At 65.4% G+C, this 23,423-nt stretch carries 19 protein-coding genes; 3 read left to right on the top strand and 16 right to left on the bottom strand.

Annotation, left to right across the window (positions count from 1 at the left end; all coding sequences use genetic code 11):
* Positions 1–137 precede the first annotated feature (137 nt).
* The 13 genes from CWS39_RS29815 to CWS39_RS28695 all read right to left on the bottom strand — a co-directional run bounded on the left by CWS39_RS29815 (position 138) and on the right by CWS39_RS28695 (position 13,037).
* Positions 138–1,229 carry a hypothetical protein gene (locus tag CWS39_RS29815; RefSeq protein ID WP_233213679.1) on the bottom strand — a complete coding sequence of 364 codons (1,092 nt, stop codon included), beginning with the start codon at positions 1,227–1,229 and terminating at the stop codon, positions 138–140.
* Between the two features lie 83 nt (positions 1,230–1,312).
* The gene (locus CWS39_RS28965) at positions 1,313–1,540 is read right to left on the bottom strand and encodes a hypothetical protein (protein ID WP_158240395.1); all 228 of its coding nucleotides are present in this window, start codon (positions 1,538–1,540) and stop codon (positions 1,313–1,315) included.
* A gap of 81 nt (positions 1,541–1,621) precedes the next feature.
* On the bottom strand, positions 1,622–2,290 hold the full coding sequence (locus CWS39_RS24985; RefSeq protein WP_102145582.1) for a hypothetical protein: 669 nt from the start codon (positions 2,288–2,290) through the stop codon (positions 1,622–1,624).
* Between the two features lie 92 nt (positions 2,291–2,382).
* On the bottom strand, positions 2,383–4,128 hold the full coding sequence (gene eccE, locus CWS39_RS24980; protein WP_102145581.1) for a type VII secretion protein EccE: 1,746 nt from the start codon (positions 4,126–4,128) through the stop codon (positions 2,383–2,385).
* A complete protein-coding gene (gene mycP, locus CWS39_RS24975; RefSeq protein ID WP_102145589.1) occupies positions 4,125–5,507 on the bottom strand; it encodes a type VII secretion-associated serine protease mycosin in 1,383 nt (460 codons plus the stop codon). The genes eccE and mycP overlap by 4 nt, the downstream gene beginning before the upstream one ends.
* A 35-nt stretch (positions 5,508–5,542) precedes the next feature.
* Positions 5,543–7,057, bottom strand: a complete 1,515-nt coding sequence (gene eccD / locus CWS39_RS24970) for a type VII secretion integral membrane protein EccD (RefSeq protein ID WP_102145580.1) — start codon at positions 7,055–7,057, stop codon at positions 5,543–5,545.
* Positions 7,058–7,269: 212 nt separating this feature from the next.
* Positions 7,270–9,000 carry a nucleotide-binding protein gene (locus CWS39_RS24965; RefSeq protein WP_102145579.1) on the bottom strand — a complete coding sequence of 577 codons (1,731 nt, stop codon included), beginning with the start codon at positions 8,998–9,000 and terminating at the stop codon, positions 7,270–7,272.
* Between the two features lie 85 nt (positions 9,001–9,085).
* Positions 9,086–9,934 (bottom strand): ESX secretion-associated protein EspG, encoded by an 849-nt coding sequence (locus CWS39_RS24960; RefSeq protein WP_102145578.1) that lies wholly within the window; start codon positions 9,932–9,934, stop codon positions 9,086–9,088.
* 141 nt (positions 9,935–10,075) lie between these two features.
* Positions 10,076–10,375, bottom strand: a complete 300-nt coding sequence (locus CWS39_RS24955; protein WP_102145577.1) for a WXG100 family type VII secretion target — start codon at positions 10,373–10,375, stop codon at positions 10,076–10,078.
* Between the two features lie 45 nt (positions 10,376–10,420).
* Positions 10,421–10,771: a WXG100 family type VII secretion target gene (locus tag CWS39_RS24950; protein WP_102145576.1), complete on the bottom strand. Its 351-nt coding sequence runs from the start codon at positions 10,769–10,771 to the stop codon at positions 10,421–10,423.
* A gap of 60 nt (positions 10,772–10,831) precedes the next feature.
* The gene (locus CWS39_RS24945) at positions 10,832–12,196 is read right to left on the bottom strand and encodes a PPE family protein (protein ID WP_102145575.1); all 1,365 of its coding nucleotides are present in this window, start codon (positions 12,194–12,196) and stop codon (positions 10,832–10,834) included.
* A 22-nt stretch (positions 12,197–12,218) separates the two neighbouring features.
* A complete protein-coding gene (locus tag CWS39_RS24940; protein WP_102145574.1) occupies positions 12,219–12,521 on the bottom strand; it encodes a PE family protein in 303 nt (100 codons plus the stop codon).
* Positions 12,522–12,680: 159 nt separating this feature from the next.
* Entirely contained in the window at positions 12,681–13,037 is a 357-nt protein-coding gene (locus CWS39_RS28695; protein WP_142386920.1) for a hypothetical protein, read from the bottom strand.
* A 112-nt stretch (positions 13,038–13,149) separates the two neighbouring features.
* On the opposite strand from CWS39_RS28695, the gene CWS39_RS24930 reads away from it, so the two are divergent.
* From CWS39_RS24930 to CWS39_RS24920, 3 genes are all read left to right on the top strand, one after another.
* Positions 13,150–13,587, top strand: coding sequence for a helix-turn-helix domain-containing protein (locus CWS39_RS24930; protein ID WP_142386919.1), 438 nt, complete (start codon positions 13,150–13,152; stop codon positions 13,585–13,587).
* A 516-nt stretch (positions 13,588–14,103) separates the two neighbouring features.
* Positions 14,104–14,499, top strand: a complete 396-nt coding sequence (locus CWS39_RS28690) for a hypothetical protein (RefSeq protein WP_142386918.1) — start codon at positions 14,104–14,106, stop codon at positions 14,497–14,499.
* Positions 14,500–14,519: 20 nt separating this feature from the next.
* Positions 14,520–16,334, top strand: a complete 1,815-nt coding sequence (locus tag CWS39_RS24920) for an AAA family ATPase (protein ID WP_102145570.1) — start codon at positions 14,520–14,522, stop codon at positions 16,332–16,334.
* A 296-nt stretch (positions 16,335–16,630) separates the two neighbouring features.
* Here CWS39_RS24920 and CWS39_RS24915 read toward each other — a convergent pair whose 3' ends face one another.
* From CWS39_RS24915 to eccCa, 3 genes are all read right to left on the bottom strand, one after another.
* Positions 16,631–17,569, bottom strand: a complete 939-nt coding sequence (locus CWS39_RS24915; RefSeq protein WP_233213678.1) for a hypothetical protein — start codon at positions 17,567–17,569, stop codon at positions 16,631–16,633.
* Positions 17,570–17,823: 254 nt separating this feature from the next.
* Positions 17,824–18,771, bottom strand: a complete 948-nt coding sequence (locus CWS39_RS24910; protein WP_102145568.1) for a hypothetical protein — start codon at positions 18,769–18,771, stop codon at positions 17,824–17,826.
* A gap of 303 nt (positions 18,772–19,074) precedes the next feature.
* Positions 19,075–23,423, bottom strand: a 4,349-nt coding sequence (gene eccCa / locus CWS39_RS24905) for a type VII secretion protein EccCa (RefSeq protein WP_102145567.1), incomplete at its 5' end; no start/stop codon positions are given.

The following is a 23,423-nucleotide window of genomic DNA, read 5'->3' as shown; positions in this document are numbered from 1 at the left end:
CTCGGGAGTTCGCCGCCGCCGCGACGGAACCAATCTCACGAGACAGCACATCTAAGCCGCTGCCAGAATTGACGGTTGACCATGGCGGGACATCCCCTCCTTCCGAACAGTGGCGGAACCAACGTGGTGAGACACCCCTAAAAGGCGGCGGGCTCTTCCAGTTCGGTCTCACCTAGGCGTCGTCTGGCTGCCGTCTTGATTCGCCCGACGGCTTCGTGCTTGAGTTCGACCTCGCGGCCGATCTCCCGCAGACTCAGCTCGCGGGGATCGCGGTAGATGAGTTCGAGGGCGTGACGAACCTTGGGCAGTTCCTGGGTCGTCTCGCCGGCCTCTTTGATCTCGACGGCGATGGCGTCCAGCTGGTCGGGCGTAGGCCCTTGGCCGGCGTCATCGGTGGCCAAGGTGAGCGTCGCGTCGTGTTCGTGGTCTTGACGCCACGGCGAAGACTGGTCGTATGAGGTCAGCTCGTGAGCGTGACGTAGAACGGTCAGCCGGGCCAGCATCTTCTCGCGCATGTAGGGGTCGTCGGCGACGTTGGCGGCCATGAGGGCTCGTTGGAGGCGGGCTTCGCGCGACCACCGCCAACGGCGGGGCAGGGAGAGCTGGGCGGCTCGGAACGCGGCGCGGTCACGGGTGCGTTGGAGGGCATCGCGTTCGTCGTTGGCCAGCCCGAGGCGCGACAGTAGCCGCTCGCGCAGTTCGGAGGCGACGCGGGCGAGGGTTCCCGTGCGGTGGTGGTGGGTGCGCAGCTCGAGTCCCAGCGCCAGGTGCAGCATGATCGTGCCGAGCACCGGCCCCAAGATGACGCGGCCGAGTCCCTCTTCGAAGTTGGACATCTTCCAGGCCATGTAGGCGCTGACGGCGCACATTCCCCACACGACCAGCCGGAACGGGCCGGGTTTTCCGGTGCGTCGCACGTTGACCGCCATGCCGGCGCCGGCGACGACCAACGCCATCTCCGCGACAGCGAACATGATGTAGCGCTCGCCGTAGGCGGTGGGGATGTGGAGCACCTCGTCGAAGAACCGCCAGGACGTGTTGAGGCTGACTGTCATGGTGGCCAGGGCCACGAAGTAGCACCCGAACGTAATCCAGGGTGCGCGCTCAGTGCTCTGCTGTGCTGCGGCCGGCGCAGCAGTGGGCGGCGACCGATGAGAGCCGTGGGTGCTGAGCTCGGGATCGGGCTGGGTCTCGGCGGGCAGCGGTGTTGGCTCAGCGAGAAGGGTCATCGTGCTCTCCGGTGATCGAGGGCAGTGGATTGTGGCGCGGGCCCGATGGGACCGGCGAGCCACACACCGGCACTATACCTGGTTTAGTGGTCGTTGTCAGTCGTGTCGGTGCGCGCCAACGCTTTACTGAGGCCGGCAGCGGTAAGACCGGCCTCGCGCTGAAGCTCGGCCCATGTCGCCCCGGCGGAAATGGCCTGGCGGATCGCCTTATCGCGCAACGCAAGATGACGCTTGCGGTCCGCGGCGATGCGCTCAAGTTCTTCGGCCTCGGCGCGCACGCGCCGCAACGCGGCCGATTTCTGGACTGCCATAACGCCCGACACTCTACCCGGTTAAGTGCATGTGGGGCCACCGATCGGCGCGCCGCGCCGAACACATCGCCAGCGGCGATGTCAACCAGCGGCGGCACGCGCGTTGAGATAGTCGGGAAACGACAGCGAGGTCACCCGCTGCTGCCGCTCACGCAGCCACAGCCGGTGACACTGCAGCCGGTGGGCCGCATCAAACGGCGCGATCCGCCCCAGATAATCCAGGAAGCTCAACGAATGCGTGTCATCTGAACTCCAAACATGATGCCACTGCAATCGGAACGTGGAGTCGAACTCGACGAGCCCCGCCAGAAACTCCGGGTAGGACAATCCGTACCGGGTGTCGTTGAGCCACACCACATACCAGTCGCTGCACGTGCTGGCGTCATGGCCGGCGAGCTCGGCCAAATAGTCGGGATAGCACAACGTCGTGGCACGGTCACGCGTCCACGGTTCATACCAGCTCACCAGCTGGTCCATCGGGTACTCATCGAGCCGAGCCAGATAATCCGGGTAGGACTGCGTCGCCGCGGAGTCCTCATCCCACACCTGATACCAGCTCGCACACAACGATGGATAACCGGCAAGGCGCTCAAGATAATCGGGCAGCGACAACGAATTCGCCCCATCTCGCCGCCACGCCACATACCAGTTGGCGGCGAAGACGGGGTCGAACTGCGAGATCCTGGCCACATAGCTGCCCAAGGGCAACGAGTTGAATGTGTCTTCGCGCCACACCGTCTCCCAATTCACCGCGCCACCTACCGATCAGGGTGGGGGAGGTGGGCGGCCGGCACCATCGAATGTTGTGTGGGCGCAATCGATGTCATCGATACAGCACCCTTCTAGTCGAGTCGGCCGAGGTAGCGGGTCTCTTCCTTGGTGGCGTCGAGCGTGATCGGCCGCGGCGGCTGACCGTCAATAGCCACCGTGACCTGTCCACGACGGTCCATGCGCACCACCACATCGGCGTCGATGTCGTGTTGAGGATTGGCGCCCACCACCAGAAGCGTCTCAGCGCCACTGGGATAGCTGATCGGCGCATGATCGCACACCTGAATCGTGCCGACACGGGTGCTGTCGGACTGAGACAGCCACAACCGGCGAGGCTCAGCCAACCGCCGGATCATCGGCCACCACGCCTCGGGACGCCCCGAGGTCACCCGCGCGCTGGCACCGCCGGCCAGGGCGCGAAGCACCAGCTGCTGGGCCACCCACAGCGGCGCATGAACATACACCCGTGTCAGCGTGCCGCGTTCGGACAGCGGCAGCAGCAGCGGATGCCCAGTGGGGGTGTAGCCGATCAACTGACCGCTCGGCCCGACCGGCATCCGCAACCCCGACAGCTCGGCGACCGCGACCGTCGACTGCGGGCTAGACACAATTCGCCGCTGCGCTTTCCAGCTGAGCGCACCCAGCGGCAACGTCGCGGTCAACGCCTCAGCCTGATCGCAATACTGCCGGATCAGACCCGGCAGCCGATCGGCGCGGCTGGGCCGAGTCGAAGACACATGACGCACCCACGTACGGACCTGGACCTCACCGCGCTTGCCGGCCGGGGTGATCCGCATGATGACTGCCGCCGACACGCAGCGGTAGGCCCACCACGCTCCCATGTTGACGTTGGTCAGATCGTCGGGGTGCAACCGGTAGGTGGTGACGAAACCACTGGGAGTAGCCAGGGTTCCGCGCTCAATCTGGGTGTCGGAAGGGGTCAGCCCGGCCGCCAGCGCCGCATGCGCGCTGCACAGACTGGCCGCATCAGCGACCACCGCCAAGCAGTTGTGTTCACGCATCCGCCGAGTCAGCCGTCGTGTCGCGGCCAACGCGGCCTGGACCGCGCCCTCGACGCCGCCGCCGCGGTTGCGGATCCCCGGATCGTCCGGATCGAACCGGCTACGCACGATCAGCCAGGTGCGCCGCGCAGTCACACCGGGCTTGACCCCGATGAGCTGATCGTAGGAACCGGCGTAGGCGGTGCCTGGGGCGACGCGCCGCCCGGTGGAGGCCACATCGATCCCCACGAGATTGGTGTCGTACTGCCACAAGCAATCTGCGACCACGTCGAGCGGAACGACGTCGGTGGTGACTGCGATCCCGTCGGCCAACACGGTGGGGGTGTGTGGCCGTGCGGTCAACTCGACGGCGGTGATCAGGATGTCGCCATCCCAACGCACACCAGCCATGCCTTCCTCATTGGGCAAGGCGACCTCGACGACCTCAGGCGGATCGGCCCACGCCGCGGCGGCGGCTTTGGATTTACGGCCACGCCACCACCGCCACCACAGGACCACCCAGTGGGTCAGGCTGGCGTCTTTGAACGCCACGAAAGCGATGAGAAACACCGCAGCCGCCGCGCCGGCACGCCATGGCCACGACAGCCCGCGCCACACCAGCACCCCGGCGATGACACCGGCAACGACCTCGGCGGTGAGGATGGTCAATAACGGCGCATGGGGCCGCAGCGGAAACCGCCGCGAGTTCTCATCGGTTGTCCGCCCGGTCGCACCGCTGAACCTGGTCCCACCCGTCGCGGCGGGTCGTCTGCCCGCCGGCGCCGGCGCTGCGGTGTTGGCATGTCGTGTACTCATCGTTGCGGCCGCCTCAACTTCGACAATCCGAGAACCCCGCCGACGACGACCACGCACGCCGCCAACCCGATCAGCGCGGTATACATGGGCCGTCGATCCGGCGGGGGAGCAACCACCGGCGCGGGAATCGGCTTACCCCACGCATCCTTGGGAAGCGGATCACCGGGATCGACGGCATAGGTCAACGCCGCGACCGGGTCGACGACACCGGCTCCCACCAGGTTGTCGTTGCCGCGCGCCGGGTTGTGCGCAGTCTCAGTGATACGCCGAATCACCTGGTGCGCGGTCAAATTCGGAAACCGTGACCGCACCAGAGCACCCAGGCCAGCCACCACCGGAGCCGAGAAGCTGGTGCCGTTGACGGCATCTAGGCCACCGTTTTTGGCCGGAAACGCGTTGACCAGCCCCGGCCCATTGGGATCCAGCGAGACGATGTTGACGCCGATCGCGGCCGCATCCACCCACGGACCGGCCAACGTCAAAGGAGACCCACCCTGCGCCGACAACGCCGGCTGGCCGTCTTGGCTCAACGCCCCCACCGACAACACGAAGTCGGCGAACCACGACGGCGTGGAGATGGTTCGCACCCCGCCCCAGTCCCGCGGGTCAGCCGGATCGTGCGGGTTGTACAGCGGGTTTTGCTGGCACTCGCCCTGGGTGTTGCCCGCCGCGGCGACAATGACCACGTCCTTGACCACCGCGGCGTACCACACCGCCGCGCCCAGCGACGTCTGATCGACCGGGCGCAGCGCCGAAATGCACGAAACCCCACTGATATTGATCACCGTGGCACCCATGTTGGCCGCATGCACGATCGCCCGCGCCAACGTGCGCACATCACCGGCGGTGGGGGTGCTGTTGGGGTCGTCGGGATCGACCGGCTTGGCATCCACCGGCCCGAACAACTCCGACTCCTGGCGGATCGACAAGATCGCCGCATCAGGCGCGACACCGGAGAAAGAGTCCTCAGGGATGGGCTGGGCGGCGATGATGCCGGCCACCAGCGTGCCGTGGGCATCGCAGTCGTCGAAGCCGTCCCCGCCGGCCATCACGTAGTCACCGCCGGGCCGCAGATTGGGCAGCCTCGGATGGGGACGCCCCCCGGTGTCGATGACGGCCACCGTCTGGCCGGCCCCGCGGCTATAGCGCCATGCCTCACCGAGATTGAGGCTGGCCACCGCCGGGTTGACCGCCTTGAAATCGGCGCCGGGAAACACCGTGGCCACACGGCAGTCGTAGTTCTTCTTGTTCGGCGCCTCCGGCCCGGGATTGCCGTCGGGCGGCACCGCGTCACGGTTGCTCGTGGGCGGCTCGACGGCCCACGCCGGGACCGCCGCCCCGGTCGCCACAGTCGCCACCGCCATCACCGCCGCGGTCATCGCCACCGCCGCCCGCCGGCACTGCCTGGCCGCGTTCACCGCAGCCCCCGCAGCGCGCCGTAGATGTCCATGATCCATACCGCCAAGAACGGCAACACCCCGATGATGAACACTTCGAGAAGCTCACCGAGACGGCTCTGCACGGGGTTGAACGCCATCCCCGGCAACACCACGCCGGCGACCAGCGCCGCCCCGCCACCCAACAGCCGCCCCGCCGCCACGAGCAGCACCACCCACAGCCGCCCGTCGAACAAAGCCAACCGCACCATCACCGCGGCCACGATGACCGCACCCGTGCCCAGCAGCACCGCCGAATTGATCCGATCGGCGCCGATACGGGCGCGGCGCAAGATCACCACGGCGACCAGCAACACGAACCCAAACGCCATCCAGTACCGGCGATGACCGGGCTGGGCCGACAGCGCGGTCCCGGCGATCGCACACAGCGCCGCCCCGATGGTGATGCCCCTCAGGTAACGGTTCGCCGCCTCAGTGCGCTGTTGGAACACCTCCGCGGCCGGCGCCTTGTACTGCTGGGCGTGACTGGCACCGGCGACGATGAACCGCGGGGAGCGGTCCGGCTCGTTGAACGCCATCCCCAACGTCGGCACCGGCGGCAGCGGAACCCGCGCGGTCATCAGCGCGAGCTTGGGAGCGGCGAACAAGGCGATGACTGCCGCCAACGTCAAACCGGTACCCAGCGCCACGTATGGGACCGACCACACCCCGCGCACCAGCCCCGCACCCAGCACCAACACCCCGATGGTGAGCACCGCGGCCGCCAGGGTCACCGCCCGCGCCAGCACCGCCGCCGACACCACTGCCAGCGTGAGCAATGTCCCCGCACACAACACGACGTGATAGGCACCCCATCCGCCTGGCACGATCGCTGCCGCACCCACACCGGCCAACGGGTAGGCACACAGCACCAGCGCAGTCGACACGATCGGGTTGGCGAACCGCCCCCCGGCCACCCACGCGCCCAGCACCGCCACCGCGGCCACGGCAAGCGCGGCGGCCGGGGCCGCCCACACCGCCCGTTCGCTCATCGAATACAACCCGATCAACACCGCGACAGCCACGCATCCGGTGACCGCGATCGCCGCACCGACCCGCCGCGACATCGAAGGATCCCACGCCTTGAACCGGCTGTTGCTGATCATCGCCGTCGCATCGGTGACGTCGTCGACCAACGGTTGGTATTCCTCGCTGCTCAACGCGCGCTGCATCACCAACCGGTCACCGTCTTCGATGCCGAGCTCGCTTAGCGTCTTGTCCGCCGGCATCGGCGGGGCACCCACGTGCCCCAATGTCCATCGCCCGGGCGCTTGCCTGGTGCGGAACATGCTGACGTCTTTGCCTTGCGCATAGAGCGTGTCGCCGAGCACCTTGATGAGATCGAACATCAGCGACCCGATCGCGATGTCGGCCGGCAACACCACCTCGATCTGGGTGGCGCCCACCAGGACCGCGCCCCGACACATCCGGATCTCGGTGTCACTGCTTACCGCTGGCGCAGCGGCCCCGTTGCCATTCACCTCAACGCTCATCGCACGCTGTCCTCACCCCGACCAATACCGATCGTGAAAAGCCCCTCCAGAAACCCCGGGGCATCTGTCTCATATCCGGAAATCTATCCAGCACCCAGCCGCAGAGTCGAGGCGATTCGGGCCGCCCCGCCAAACAGATTCGAACCCCAACCAGCCCGCGCGCAGCGACCCGCGCTGCCGGTGACAACGCATCGGCAGCAAACAGATCCATGTCAGGGAGCGGTGGGTCGCGCTTGAACCTCGGGTCGCGCTTGTGCCTCGGCGGTGTGTTTTCCTGTCGCGTTGGGGAAGTCCGTGGCGATCAACTCGGCCAACTCCTCAAACGCCCGCAGTGTCTTCTTCGACAGCAGACCCAGGTTCACCGCGCCGCCCTCGGCCAGGTGCTCGTCGAACGGAATCACATGCACCGCACGCACATGCGGGCTGAAGTGCTCCTTGAGCTGGTCGATGTTGGCGCTGGTCTTGCCTTGCTTGTTCTGGTTGAGGATCACCACCGCACGCTGCACCAGGTGATGGTGGCCGTGGATGAGCAGCCATTCGATGTTGGCCGAGGCTGCTCGCGCACCGTCGACGGTCACTGACGACACCAGGATCAAAGCGTTGGCGGTGTCGAGCACCCCGGCCATCGCCTCGTTGATCAGCCCGGTCCCGCAGTCGGTGAAGATCAGACTGTAGTGGCTCTGCAGTACAGCCATCACCCGCTCGTATTCAGACTTGGAGAAGCGTTCTGATTGGGCTAGATCCCGTTCTCCGGCAACAACTTCCAAGCCATGAATGTTCTGTGAGGTGTGGTGGCGCACGTCGCCGTAGCGACTCAGGTCCGCATCGGCCAGCAAGTCCTTGACAGTGGTGTTGGTCTGGCGCGGCACCCGGCTGATCAGGTTCCCGAAGTCGGGGTTGCCATCGAGGGCAACGACGCGATCGCCCTTGCGGTGTTGGGCGAAAACCGAGCCCAACGTGACAGTGGAGGTGGTCTTGCCGACACCACCCTTCAGCGAGACCACACCGATCTTGTAGTCGCCGCGGATGGGCTGGCGGATGGTCTCCACCATCTCGGCATAGGCCACCTCGGCCGGCGACAGCCCAAGGTTGATCGAATGGAAACTCAACCGGTACAACCACTTCCGCCAGCCCCGCCCGGGCGGAAGCTTGCGCTTGCCGACCAGGTCGAGCCGATCGGCGCTAAACGTCAACGACTTTTCGTCGTCTCCGACGCGCTGATCGACGTAGCGCGCATCGTAGGGTTCGCTCATCCATTCCGGCTGCTCCGACTGCGGGGGCGGCTGGTAGGTGGGCTGCTGCGGTTGGCGAGCCACCCACCCCCGAGGCACGACCGTGGTCGCTTCATCGACCCAGGGCTGCTGCTGGACCGGCGCATGAGCACGGCCGGCCTCATCGGGCCATACGGGCGCGGCCGGCCGGGCAGCCTCGTCGCCTCGCGCAGCCGGCGCGGCGCGGTTGGCCGCATCCGGCCAGGCCTGTTGGGGCGCGGGCCGCCCCGAAGACTGGTCGTTGGTGGCGGTCCAGAACTGTTCGCGCGGATTGGCCGGCGCCTCGCCCGCCGCGGGCTGCTCGCTCGGCTGGGCGGGCTCGGCTACCGGTGGTGTCGGCGCGGCGGCGGGTTGACTATAGGACCGTTCACCGGGTGGCGGCGGGAGAGGTGGGGAGTTGTACGGCCCGGCCGGCGGCGGCAGCCGATGCAGCTGACGCTGATCAGCGGCGCGAGGGTCGCCGCCGTAGCCGCCCGTCTCGCCGGAACGCTGGCGCTGATCGACGGCGGGCTGCCCGCCGGTGGGGGGCTGCTGGTTGCCGCCGCCCGGGTCGGCGCCGTGGCGCGGCCAGGTGTGCCCCTTGGGGCCGACTGCCGGCTGCCCGCCGGTGTTGTCTTGGGCCGGCGGGAAAAACCGGTCGTAGGAATCCTGGGAGTCATGATTGATGCTCATGCAGCTAACCCGCCCGTCGTTCGCTGAAGTGCTCTACTTTCTGCGAGCGTATAGAGGGTCTGCGCCAGAAAGCCAGGCGAGTTGCTCAGTGCCGCACCGCGGCAAACCACGACGCCGAGGGCAACGTCTCGATGATCAATTCGGCCGAGGTCACCAGCCTCCCGTTGGTGCCGGGAGCAAACGTCGACCACATGGTGCCGTCGAGGGCGTGGCTGGGCGCGGCGACGATACGGCCGAGCGGGGTGTCAAACACTCCCACCGCGGCCTTGGACTGGATCTGCTTGCCCGGAACGTACTCGATCGCCACGATCTCTGACCGCCACACCTCGGTGCGCTCGCGCAGCGCGTCGGTGAGGAACCGCGCCGAAGGCTCGGCCACCCCAGCTTGCAGCAGCTCGGTGTAGTAGCTGCTGCCGGCGGCGACGCGCTCGTCGATGGTTTTGCCTTGGGCCACGGGCAGATTGATTGCTTCGAAGTTGGCCGGCACCGCCTCACCGAGAGCGCTGATCACCGGCGCCAGCACCTGGGCGACACTGGTGATCTCGGCGTGGTTGCTCAGCGGCTGGATGGTGATCAGATCGTTGTAGCGCATCGCCACCACATGCAACGCACCGCGCCGGCACACCGTCAGGCCGAGTTGGGCGCCTTCCCGCCAGATCCGGGCGGCCAGCTCGATGTCGGGCCTCTGCAGCACCCGCAGCCATTGGGCGACGGTCGCTTCGGTGACCTCGCCGCCGGTCACCACTTGCTTGTCGATCAGCGAGTCCATCGCTTCGTTCTGTGCCCGCGACCGCACCGCGTCGTCGAAATAGTCGCGGGGCGCAAGGATTTCAAGAACGATGGGAAACGCGGTGATCTTCAGCAGATTCTGCAGCAGCAGCATTTCGTCGAGGTTGAACTCTGCAGAGATGACCGGCGCGTCGACAGTGTCCACAGCTGCCTCTTTCTGGATATGCGATGTGTGTTCAATGGCGCGGCCCCGACCGGCAAAAGGGGATCGGGGGAGATCCTTTGCCGGGTCGGGGCCGGTTCATGCACCCCGCGCGACGAGCGCGGGGGCGGGGTGATGCAAGGGTTATCCGAGGGCGAAGCGTGCGGCGTTGGCCCGGTTGGTGTGGCTCATGCCTTCACCGGCGCCGGCCGTTGCCGCACCGAGCTGGGCCAGAGCCTGGCGCACCTCGAGTGCGGCGTTGTTCCACCGCATCGCGATCTGCTGGTAGCTTTCGCCGCCTTCGCCTTGCCAGGCTTCCTGCAGCCGGGTGCGCACGGAGGCATCCATGTCAGACAGCAGCGTCTCCAACTTGCCACCGTTGGCGGTGATGTTGGAGGCCGCAGCGGCGATCGCCGGGAAGTTGTATTTAATCGATTCGGCCATGAAAGTGGTTTCCCTTCAGAAGGAGGATTGGGGCGAGTCCGCCGGTCAGAGCGGCGAGATGCCGAAGGTCGTGTGCCCGGCCCGCGTCAGGTCCTGGACGTTGGCGTCTTCCTGGGTGTCATGGGAGACACGGGACATGTGCACGCCGTCGTGAATGTCCTGCAGAACTCGGTCCATCTTGACCGCGGCGTCACGCCATTGCGTCATCGCGTTCTGGAACGCGATGTTGGCCTCGCCGCCCCAGGCCGATCCGCTCACGCCGGTGACCTCGCCGTCGATCGCGCCCATCACCGAGCGGATCTGGGAGGAGGTGCTGTCCATGTGCGCGACAGAAACCGCCAACTGGGGATTGTCGGCGTGGAGCAGTCCGCCGCCGCCACCAAAGCTATCTGACATGTTCTAGGTGTCCTTTCGGGTGTGTGACTGGTGCTGTGTACCGGGGGGAGAGGGTGTGGGTCATGTCCCCCTTTCACCCGAGGCGCTCAACGTCATCGGAAGATCGTCGTCCTCCTCGGCGCCGAACGGGTCTTCTTCCCACGACAGTGGTGCACTGTCGCGGAAGTTTGAGCGTCGCCCGCCCGCCATCGGCGACATCGGCGCCATCATCGGGCCCATACCGCCGCCGGCCGCCGAGGTGCGAAGGTCGGCCCCGCCGGCCACCGCCCGGCCGCTGCCGATCCCGGAAGCCGGTGCGGCGCCGATACCGAGAGTGTCGGCACTGGTTCGCCATCCGCCCGGCATGGCGAAACCGCCGCTGCCGCCGCCGATTCCGGCTGACCGGGTCAGCCCGGCGGACTTGGATGGAGAGCGGCCTCCGGCGTCGTTGGCGGCGCTGGCCAGCGATCCCGGATACATGCCCGATAGGCCACTGACGCCGGTTCCCGCCGGTGCGCCCATCCCGGATCCGCCGGCGGTCATCAAGCTTTGCAGCGGCCCCATGACGGCCTGTCCGGGTCCGCTGAAGGCCTGGGTGGCCGCAGAAGGCGCCGACCCGAGCGCTTGAGGTAGCTGGCCGGCGGCCTGAGGGAGCTGGCCGAGCAGCGAGGTGAGCTGTTGGCCTTCGGCTCCGCTCTTGGCGGTTGCTGCGGGAGGCTGCCCGCCAGTGCCCATCGGCCCGCCCGTGGCCGGAGTGCCCGCCGCTTGGGCCGCGGCCGGCGCCGCCGAGGCGGCAGTGGTACCCGCCCCGGTCAGGGTGCTCAAACCACTGGTGGCAGCGTTCATCGCGCCCTGGGCCAGGCCCACGCCGAGCTGGGCACCGGTGCTAGCCCCAGCGGTAATCATGCCGACGCCCCTGCTGGTGATCGGCGTCGGCGGTTCGACCGGGATCGGGGTGGACTCGGCCATCCCGACAGCCTCGTAGGTGTTCATCGCGGTGCCCGCGGCCGTCCACATCCCGGCGTAGGCAGTGCGGTTGGCGGCGATCGCGCCGCCGTTGATGCCCAAGAAGTTCGTGGCTTGAAGAACCCCGTGCTCGGTCTGGTTCTCGGCGACCACCGGCACCTTCGGAATCATCACGTTGGCAGCTCGATAGGCCTCGGCGAAGGCGATCTGCGTGGCGCCGATCGCCGCCATCTTGGCGGCCTGTGCCGACATCCAGCCGACGTTGGGGGCAAACGACGCCGCGGTCGAAGCGCCGGACGGCCCGGTCCAACCCGCTGCGGCCAACGTCGACACCGCACCGCTGACTGCGCCGGCGGTCGCGGCCATCGCCGCGCCCAACGCGTTCATCGCCGCCCCGCTGGCGAGCATGGAGCCCTCACCGGGACCTTCGATACGCGCGGCGTTGATATCAGGCGGCAACGCCATATATTGCGCTGGCATCTACGCGCACCCCCCGTGACGGTTAAACAAGAAGAAGGCCCTTGCCGACGAGGTCTTGCACCTCGAATGCCACCGCCGCGCCGCCGACCTCGGTGGCCGCCGACACCAGGTTTGCGACCTGGGTCTGTGCCATGGCCAGCGCTTCGGCGTTGTTGGCGGTAAACATCGCCGCGCCCGTCGCCGACACTTCTTCGGCGCCGGGCGGCACGATAGCCGTCGTTGCTGGGGTGGCCGCGATGATCGCCGACTGCAGTGTCACGGCCTGCGCCAGCAGATTCGCCGCCACGCCCGTCACGACCGGGGTCTCAACTCCGACAATGTCCATGTGCCGCCTCCGAGAGGGAACAGAAACTCCGAATTGATGTCTCCGTACGAAGACATAGTGGAAGTATACGCAGACACCAGCGGGGTGCCAACGCTAATCCAGCGAAGAAAACGCAGACCGCCAACCCCCGGCGAACCCGCACTACAAATGGTGTGGTGGCTAATGATCAGAGCCATCTGACGGCAGAAAATGCCGAGCCCGGATCGCGGCCGCCTCCTCGAGTACGACCTGGCCTGTGGCCAGCACCGTTTCGGTGATCACCGCCGCCAACTTGTCCGGCCGATAGCGCCGCTGAATCCCCGGCTCCAAATACAGCTCTGTCAGCCGCTGCAAACCATCCACCTCAGCAACCACTGACTCATCTTCCGATGCCACTCGGCAACGAAGATTTTCCACATCGTTAAAAGCCGCGCCCACCCGTTGTGCCACCGCGGCATTGCGGTCCAAGATCGCCTGAACAGCATCACTGCCCGCCACATAACGCTCAGAGCCAGCGACTGAAACCTCATCGGCCATGACCCAGACCCTACTGCGGCACGACTGAACAGCAACCCATGTTTACGCGGCCCAGCAGGCAAGTGTTGTTACGCTGAATCGGGTTCTAGGGGGCGCGACGAACAAGGGAGAGATGGGTACACACGTGGCGGACCCAAGAGAAGTCACCCCCACCGGACGCCGATTCGGCGCCCGGCTTCGAGCGCTCATGGAAGGCCTGGGGTCCACCGAGACCGGCCGGCCCATCACCGTCGACGGCCTCTACCGGCTCATCGAAAACGAAGGAGGCCTGGCCATGAGCCGCGGTCACCTCTACCGGCTCGTCGAAGGCAGCGCCATTCCCCGCCTCGACCTGATCGAAGCCCTCGCACGCTTCTTCAAAGTCCCCGCAAGCTACTTCGTCGACGACCACACCTACCTCGACGAAACCGTCACCAAAGTCGACTCCGCTGTCGACGAGATCGACGCGATGGTGACACGCCTACGCGAGCTGCGCGTGGCACTGGTACGCGATCGCGACGCCGCCAACGCCGCCGCCGAGCAGCACAAAATCAGCTCACACACGGCGTAGGCCCGCCGCGTTGCACCTGGTCGTTGATCGATAACCACGATTTGACAGGCCGAGTCATGCCGCCAAACCCTAGACCTCAGCAACGCAGATAGAGATCCGGCCCGCTCCCAGCTGCCTGGTGCGGGCCGAACGATTGATACCAGCATACACCAGTCCCGGGCGGGCGAAAAAGCACGAGGCGCTGAGCATTTGGAGATGACCGCGGCCCCAGGGCATGCCTGGTATCTGACGGTGGCGACCGACGAGCTGCCGCTGGCAGCAGCGCTGCGCGCCGTCGTACGCGGGCCTGATCCGCGCTGTCACTGTGGTCGTCACGCACACCCTGGTCAGCGGTAAGCGGTCGCCGGGCCACCGACACAACCGGCCAGCGCTCACCGCCGCCCCACACGCCCCGTCTTCACTCGGGAACAAGACGTCTACACACGGAGATTTGTGTGATACGGTGTACTCCTGGGCCGCCAGACCTTGGCGGGAAACAGCGGCCCAGGAAGCGAACACCACCGAACAGGAGATGTCGTGGCAGATTCTAACATCGAACCCCTTTTCGGCCCGAGCGCTCCGTGCGCGCGAAACCCCAAGGCGTGGTTCGAACTAGAGAAGAACCTTGAAGCGGTCATATCCAACCGCGCATCGGTAAAACGCAAGCAAGAAGCAGCCTCCCCGATCGTGCACGACTTCTGCGCACACTGCCCGATTACCGCCGAATGCTACGAAACGGCCCCCAGCGGAGACGGCCGCGGCGAAAAGACCGAATTCACCGGTATCGCCGGCGGAGCACTCTTCAAAGACGGCGAAGAATCAGTGCCCTCATTCGTCCTGGCCGACGACACCCACACCTGGCGCCACACCCGCGGCCGCTGGGTATCCCAACCCAAGCCCGCCCGACCGGCAACGCAAGCGCGTTCTGCCTAGTCCCGACCTAGAATCCCCCTGTGACAGACACCGAACTGGCCGAACGCGCATTCCGCATCGGAGTGGCCAACCTCGGCATCCCGACCGGGGGCTCCGAGGTGAGATCGGTCAACCTCGCCGAGGCACGCCGCGCCTTCCAGAAGGCCGTCGAGATCGACGACGCCATGTGCGACGCCTGGCTGGGCCTGGCGATGGTCACCGTCCAAGAACGCCAAGGCACCGCCGCAGTCATCGACCGCTACGTCATCAACCAGTGCTACCGCACCCGCTCCAGACTGGGCATCGACCAACGCCGACTCGGCCTGGCGCCCAACACGTTGCACGGCCTCTACCCAGCCGGAATGCTCAACCTCCGCATGTGCAGCCGCGACGACGTCTCACTGGCCCGCGCCGCACTACTGGCCGAAGACCGCAGCTACGACGACGCCGTGGCACTGATCAACCAGGTCAAAACCGACATCGTCAAGACCCACACCTCCCACCAGATACCCGATTACCTCCTCGGCACCATCTACATGCGCACCGCACGCTGGCCCGACGTGCTGGCCGCCCTCAACGCCCACGACTGGAGCGAAGGCGTCCTGATGGACTGCGTCAACTACATGGCCGGAGCCGCATGCGCGCACCTGGGCATGTTCACCGAGGCCTCACGCCGGCTCGACGCCGTGACGACCACCATGGGCGCCGTCTACAACAAGGCCCTGCTCGCACGTGCCTACGTCTACCGCGAACTCGGCGAGGAAAACCAAGCACGCGCCCTGTTCGAAGCGCTGCACGCCCACATGGGTGACCCCGAACTCAGCGCCGCCGCCTCACGCGCCCTCACCGACCCGACCATCCGGCTCACCGTCACCACCGAAGACCTCATCAACTCCCGCAGCGACATCTGGGACCCGGCCACCACCCCCACCCTGGGCGCCGGAATCACCGAAGACCGCCGCGCCGCGCTGCTCAAAGAAGCCGCCGACGACCTCACCCAGCTGATCGGCCTGGAATCGGTCAAAGACAGCATCGAAGACGTCAAAGCCAACGTCCTCATCGCCAGCAAGCTCCGCGAAAAAGGCCTGCCCACCGGCGAACAGACCGAAAACATCCTCCTGTCAGGCCCGTCAGGAACCGGCAAAACCGAAGTCGCCCGCATCCTCCGAAAGATCTACGCCGGCCACGGCGTCATCGAAACCGACAAATTCGTCGAAGTCACCGAAGAAGACCTCGTCAGCAAGTACGTCGCCGAAACCCGAGAAAAGACATCGAAAAAAATCGACGAAGCACTCGGCGGCGTCCTCTTCATCGACGAGGTCTACACCCTGGTCAAAGAGAACCGCGAACACAACCACGGCCGAGAAGCCATCGAAGGGCTACTGCACCGCCTCGAAAACGACCGCGAGAACTTCGTGTGCATCGTGGCCGGCTACGAAGAAGACATCGACAAATTCCTGGCCACCAACTCCGGCCTGCCCTCACGCTTCACTCAACGCATCCGCTTCCGCTCCTACGACGCCGACCAGCTCGTCGCCATCGCCGATGTGCTAGCCCCCAAGGCCGGCGCCCCACTCACCGACGAAGCCCGAGACGCACTGCGCGCCAGCTTCACCAAGATCTACGACGACGTCGACCCCACCGGCAAGCGCCGCATTGACACCCTGGGCAACGCCCGCTTCGTCCGCCAAGTCATCAAGCACTCGGCCACCGCCCGCAACCGTCGCCTGGTCCGCGCCGGCATCGACCTCGACGAAATCGAAGAGCACACCGAACTCACCGGCGAAGACGTCAACCGAGGCCTTCAAAAAGCCGTCGAAGCCGAAGCTGAAGCAGCCAAAATCACTGCACGATAAGCCATTACAGCCCACCAATTTCGCAGCCTCGTAGGCGTTACCGTTGGCGTCGTCGAATGCGGTGTGTGCCTGGCCAAGTGCCTCAAACGCGAAAACCGATGTGGTGACGGCGTCGACCAGCACCGGGGTAGCACCGGGCGCGACCTTGAGCGCGACGCCCGCCTGGGGGTAGAGCGCTCCAGCTGCACCGCGCTCATCCAAACGGGATCGGCGCGCACCGCCGGAACCAAAATGGTCACATCCCAGCAGCGCTGACACACCCGTCGCGCCGCGAGCCTCACCTTTTGCAACCACGTTTAGGACACCGTCTTGCACGCCCAATACACTGTGCTGGCTAGGTACCTGGCCGATTGCGACATGAAATTATCGTTCTGCGTGTACTTCGGAATCGCAATCACATAGGCCCGTGTGTACTGTGCCGCCAACGTCGCAATATCTTCCAAAATCGGATTGCCACTCGCTATACCGAGGCGCTCCATGTCGTTTGCATGATCGGTCATTACAGGACCAACTGCGTCGTAAACGCTCCTCTGTTCGGGCTTCCAGTCGGTCGCGGGTATGGCTGCATCGATACTCTGCCAAGCGTCGGTGTCGTCGCTGTATTTTGAGCTTGCGGCCATCCAGTCGCCGCATATCGAATTACTTCCTTCAAGGAACCTCTTGGGCTCATCGACTGCCGGGGCCGACTGCGTTGGGTCGCTCGGCGCTGGAATGACGGGAGCCACGGGCTGGACAGCTTTATAGTCGACAGCGGAGCACATATTCGAGATGCCCGACATTAACGCACCTGTGACGTTAGCCAAGGCGTCTGATGCGGGCTCGTACGCAGGGATGCTGTCCACGAACGCCCGTGCATATGCGACAAATTGGGCGTAGAGGTGTCGCATCACTCGATGCGGCGTCCGCTTTGACAAGTTAACAGCGAGGTCAGCTGAGTCGGACATTGCCTTGCCCATCGCTTCGTACGTTGCACGTTGCTCCGGTGTCCACTCTGACGCTGGAAGGCTTGGATCACGTTCAGCCCAATCGGCTTCCTTCGCTTGAGCGACATAGTCTCGCCCTATCCGCCCCCACGCCTCACACGTCGGGTCCTCGGTGATGATGTTCGCCGGCCCTGTGTCGTTCGCGCTCGCGACCTCCGAATCCGCGGTGGCGGTCGGGGTCTCGTCGCGGTTGCTGCCGGCTGAATCGGGCCGTAGGACAAGGACAGTGGCGACGACGCTGACGGCGATCACGGCGATGAGCGCGAGGCCAGTAAGAATCCATTTGCCCTTGCCACCTTTGTTTGGTGGTGGGGGCGGGCCGCCCGCCCACTGGCGCTGCGGTCCCCACTGCTGTGGCCCACTTGGTTGACCGTGATACGGCTGGCCGTGTGGCCCACCGGGGTACGGCGGTGGACCGCCAGGCCCCCGCGGAGGCTGCCCACTCCACGGCGACACCCCACTATTCGGCGGCTGGGAACCATATGAATCCGGCGGGGGAGGCAAAGTCATCGGCGCACCGCCTTACACGCCCAGTGAACGGTGCCAACGAGGTATCGCGCAGAGTCGGACAAAAAGTTGTCGTTCGACGTGTACTTCGGAATGGTGAGTACATAAGCACGAAGGTACTGCGCCGCAATAACTGCAAAATCCTCAATCACTGCGTTGTTACTCTCGCGGCCCATTCTCTCGATAGCATCTGCGCGGGCAGTCATTATCGACGCAGCCGAGTTGTAAACGGCTTTCTGCTCAGCCGTCCACTCGGATGCTGGAATATTCGCGTCGATTGCCAACCAGGCTTGGGTGTCTTTGTCGTACTGGTCGGTTGACGAGATCCATTCCTCGCATACCGTCCTCGACGAGTTATCAATAAACTGCTTCGGCTCAGCTGAAGGAGGAGATACCTGGGCGGGAGAAGCCGGTGCAGCGAGCTGCAGCGCCACAGGTTGAGCGGATTTGTAATCGATAGCAGAGCAGATCGCTGACAACGCCGACAATGCCCCGCCTGGCACATTTGCCAAACTGTCGGCATTTTCGAATGTATATGTAGGGATCGCATCAGCAAAAGCTTCCGCGTATGCCATGAACTGCCCATACAGTTCCCTCATCACACGATGAGGCGTCTGTTTCTGGAGGGTGACCGCTAAGTCCGCAGCATCTGTCATGGCTCTACCGACAGTTTCGTACATGACTCGTTGCTGGTCTGTCCAGTCGGATGCCGGTACTTGGGAATCGCGATCGGCCCAGTTCACTGACTGCACTTCGGATACGTAATCCCGTGCTATTCCTCCCCATGCATCACACGTGGGGTCCTCGGTGATGATGTTCGCCGGCCCTGTGTCGTTCGCGCTCGCGACCTCCGAATCCTCGGTAGCGGTCGGGATCTCGTCGCGGCCGCTGGCCGCTGAATCGGGCCGCAGCACAAGAACAGTCGCGACGACGCTGACCGCGATCACCGCGATCAGCGCGAGGCCAACAAGAATCCACTTACCCTTACCACCCTTGTTCGGTGGTGGTGGCGGTCCCGCCCACTGGTGCTGCGATCCCCACTGCTGTGGCTGTGGCCCACCTGGCTGACCGTACGGCTGGCCGTGTGACACACCGGGATACGGCGGTTGACCGCCAGGCCCCCGCGGAGGCTGCCCACCCCGCAGCGGCTGGGAACCATACGAATCCGGCGGGGGAGGCAAGGTCATCGGCGCACCTTCACATCAACACATTGATCGGATCGTTGGCAACCATCACGTGGCGGCCGCACGCTATTCGTCGTCCGGAGCGGGCAGATTCGGCACTTGCACCAACTCGGTGAAGTCACGAGTTACCAGCATGCCGCGACCCGGCGGCTGCGCACTCGCCCGCACCGTGTCGATAAGGGGCCCTTCGTCTTTGGGCCCGCTCATCACAATTCCCGGCGTATTCAGGTTCTTGAGCTCACCGAGCAACCCTGGACCGTAGAGGTACCTCGACACACCGCCGCTGCGGTAAGCCGCGACCATGTGGAACCCGAGATCACGCCCACGCGCCAAGAATGGCATCAACGGCTGCAGCTGGTCGAGACGCCCCCCACCGCCGGCGAGCTCGTGAGCGTTGTCGACGATGACGAAGATGTCAGGCTGGCCCTGCCACCAGTCACGACGCCGCAGCTGCGCGGGAGTGATCTTGCTGGGTGGCATGCGCGCCGGCAGCGACGCTGCCAACACCTCGACGTGCTGCCGCAGTTCCTCGGGGTTGGTGGCGGTAACCCCGTAATCATCGCTGGGCAGCACACCGAGCAGTCCACGGTGGAAGTCGACGATCAGGAACCGCACACCGTTGGGATCGTTCTGCTCGATGAGCGTGGTCACGATGTGACGCAGCACCGTTGTCTTCCCGGATACTCGATCGGCGATCACGACGAAATGTGTCTGGGTGTCATCGTTGAAGTCGATGTACTTCGGCTCGAGTTCGACCTCACCCACACCCAGTGGCACCAACAGCTGAGCCCGGTTCGGCGGCGGCGGCGCCAACTCGGGCACCATCGACATGAACTCCTCACGCGGCTGTTCATTGGGCAGCAACCGAACCCGCGGCGCTGCACCCGGATTGACAGAATTGATCTGCGCCACCGATTCGTGAACGTCCACATCGATCTCGGTGCTCAGCGGCTGCGGCCGCATACCCGGCGTCACGATCGGCAGCGCGATCAGCAGATCGAGCACCTCAGGGTTGTAGACGTCACCGCTGCGCGGCCTCGTCGACTTCACCATGCCGCGGCCGGGCTTGTCCGGCACATTCTCAGCCTTCTTGCGTGACACCTCCGAAGTCGTCGGGTCGTTGAGCCGCAACTCCACATGCTGGCCGAGCTCATCTTTGATCGCCGGCTTGAAATCGGCGTAGCGCGACGTGGCGATCACCACGTGCACCCCGAACGACTTACCCCGCGCCGCCAACAGCGTCACCGCATTCTCCAGATGATCGAACCCAGCCGACTCATCCTTGGTGATCGTGGTCCACCCATCGATCACCAGCACAACGTCACCGTGACGGTCAGAGCGCAGCGCCGGCTCTTTCTGGGCCTTACGCCGCCGGAAATCGGCCATGCCCATGATGTTGTGTTCGATGAACAACTTCTCGCGCCGCCGCATGATCGCACTCATCTCAGCGATCGTGCGCGACACCTTGGCCGCCTCGTTGCGGGTGGCCACCGAACCCACATGCGCCAGATCGGCCAACGCCACCAGCTTGGCGTTGCTGAAATCCAAGCAGTAGAACTGCATTTCAGTGCTGCTGTGGCTGTGCGCCGCCGACATGATCAGCGTCTGCAGTACCGTCGACCGGCCGGCGCTGCCGCTACCCACCACCGCCACGTTCTTGGCCAGCAAGTCGATCACCACCGCGTCGCGCCGCTGATAGAACGGGTTGTCGATGGTCCCGATGGGGATCCGTCCCGGGCCCGGCCGCACCGGCCAAAACAGGTTCGCGTCGGTGAGCAGATCATGCACGGTGTGCGAATAGTCCAACGGCGGCAACCAGATCCGGTGCGCCTCCAACCCGTGGCCAGCCATCCGGTCGATGAGCACCTGGGCCTCGGTCTTGACGTTCACCCCAGTCAGCACACCACCACCGGGCACCGCCGGCGCCGCAGAAGCCGCCGACTCCGCCCCAGCGCCCGCGGCAGCGGGCGCGGCCGGCACCGCTGCCGACACCCCGACCGCGGGCTGATACTCGGCCACCACACCACCACCGTCAAATGCCACACCCGCAACGGGCCCACCATTCGGGGCGGGCAGCACCCGGCTGGGATCGACCGGGCCGTGCCCGTTACCGTCAGCGGGCCGCGGCGGCTGCCCAACACCGCGCCCCGCACCGAGATCGGGCGCCACGGCAACCACCGGGGAGGCGGTCAACAGCCGCGGCCGCGGACGCTCCACCGCCGGCGCCGCAGCAGCGTTGGGCGCTGCCACCGCCGCCCGTTTCGGCGGCACATACGCATCACCGGTATAGAACGCCCGCATCCGCATCAGCTCACCGCTGACCGGCTTGAAGTAGGCCGCACCGGGACTCTCGGGCAGTTCACTGGCATCCGGGGTGCCCAGCACGTCACGCGACTCCTGAGGGCCGTTGGTGCGCAACGCGATCGCATAAGACAGGTGCGGATCGACCTGGGAGATGCGCCCCGACCGCAGCGACTGGGTCGCCAACAGCAGATAGATGCCCATCGACCGGCCCTGCTGACCGATCAACGCGAAAAGCTTGGCGAACTCCGGGTTGTCATCGAGCAACGCCGAGAACTCGTCGACGACGATGAACAACGCCGGCATCGGCGCGATCGGCACACCCGACTCGCGGATCTCGTTGTAACGCTGAATATTCGGCACCTGCGTATGCACATCAGGACGCTCGGCAGTGGCCCGGAAGATCTCCTGGCGGCGGTTGATCTCACCACGGATCGCCACATCCATGCGATCGACCAGATGACTCTCGGCCTCCATGTTGGTCAGGATCGCCGAGGTGTGCGGCAACGCCTCAAAACCGAGGAACGTCGCCCCACCCTTGTAATCGACCAGCAGCATGTTCAGCTCTTCGCTGGAATGCGTCACCGCCAACGACAACACCAGCGTGCGCAGCAACTCAGACTTACCCGCCCCGGTCGCACCGATCAAGATCCCGTGCGGCCCGGTGCCACCCTGACCGGTTTCCTTCAAATTCAGATGCACCGGCTCATCAGCCGGGGTCACCCCGATCACCGGCCGCATGAAGTCCCGCAACGCCTTGGGCCGCTGCGACACCGCCGGATCCAGCATCGCCGCATCGCTGATCCCCAAATACCCCAGCAACCCACCCTTGGCCACCTTGCGCGTGACCTGACGCTCGATGATGTCCATCTCACTGGCCGGCCGATACCGCGACATCAACCGCGCATAATCGGAGGCGAACTGAACCGAAACACCATCCGGCGCAGCGAACTTCGTCTGCTTACCCCGCTCATCGGGCGCATACAGCAACCCACCGGCAATCGTCAACCGAAACGGCACCTTCAACGTGTCCGACACCGCGTCCTCAGGCCGCAGATCAATCAACGTCACACCATCGACACCGTCCCGACCGATCAGACTCGACGCAGCCGTCATCGCCCTCGCCCGATCCGACACAATCACCAACTGCAGCACCGAGTTCGTGGTGTCCTTGTTGTGGGCACCCCGGTGACTGATCAGCGGAGTGAGCGCCTCACGCGCGCTCGCCACATCCGAATACACCATCCGCGCGCTGCCAATACTGTCCTCGAGAGTGGGGTGCTGGTTGTGCGGCAACCACTTCACCCAGCCCCACTGCGCCCCATCCGGATCCTCGGTGATCACCGCCACCAACAGATCATCCGGCCCGTGAAAGGTCACCAGCTGGCAAATCATCGCCCGCATCAACGCCGCCGCATCCTCACCGTCGGCCTCGTCGGTCAACGAAATGAACGGGTAGGTGCGCAACGCGATCGCCAGCGGCATCCCCGACTGGGCCTTGTGGGTGTCGACAAAGCGCCGCAACGCCCGCGCGCACACCGGCTCCAGGTCGTCCACGGCGGCAGTCTCAGGCGCTTTCAGCTCGGTGGCCAACCGCTCGGTTCCCAAACCGACACGGGCATAGGCGAAATTGACCGCATCGCTGCGCCGCTCCCACATCCGCGCCGACGGCTTGTCCGGACCGCCAGTACCCGGCGCCACCAACGACGGCAACACCGCCGCTTGCGGGTTATCCCACTTGCGGACCTTCAGCTGCGCCTCACCGGTCTGCTGCACCCGCCGCCGCTGAATCCCCAAGTACCGCAGGTAGTCTTTGCGGTCCTCGTTGACCTCACCGATCTGGCTGCCCCCACCGATGCTGTGGCTGGCCATACCCAACACGCTCAGCAGCATGAAAAACGGCATGATCATGTACAGCGGGTTGAACGTGCGCTGCTGCCCCGACAGGCCTCCACCCATCGTGATCATCATGACGACCATCCCCACCAGCAGCACGATGATGAAGACCGGCAGGATGAACTGAATGATCGGAGTGGGCGTCTTGCGCGGCATCTCCGGCGGCGACTGCAACTCATGCTTGCCGCCGGGCAGCGTGACAGGCCTGCCCTTCGCGT

The organism is Mycobacterium hubeiense, assembly GCF_002838065.1.
Lineage (GTDB): Bacteria > Actinomycetota > Actinomycetes > Mycobacteriales > Mycobacteriaceae > Mycobacterium > Mycobacterium hubeiense.
Note: the sequence above shows the minus strand (reverse complement) of the source record. Positions and strands in the feature narration are given on the sequence as shown.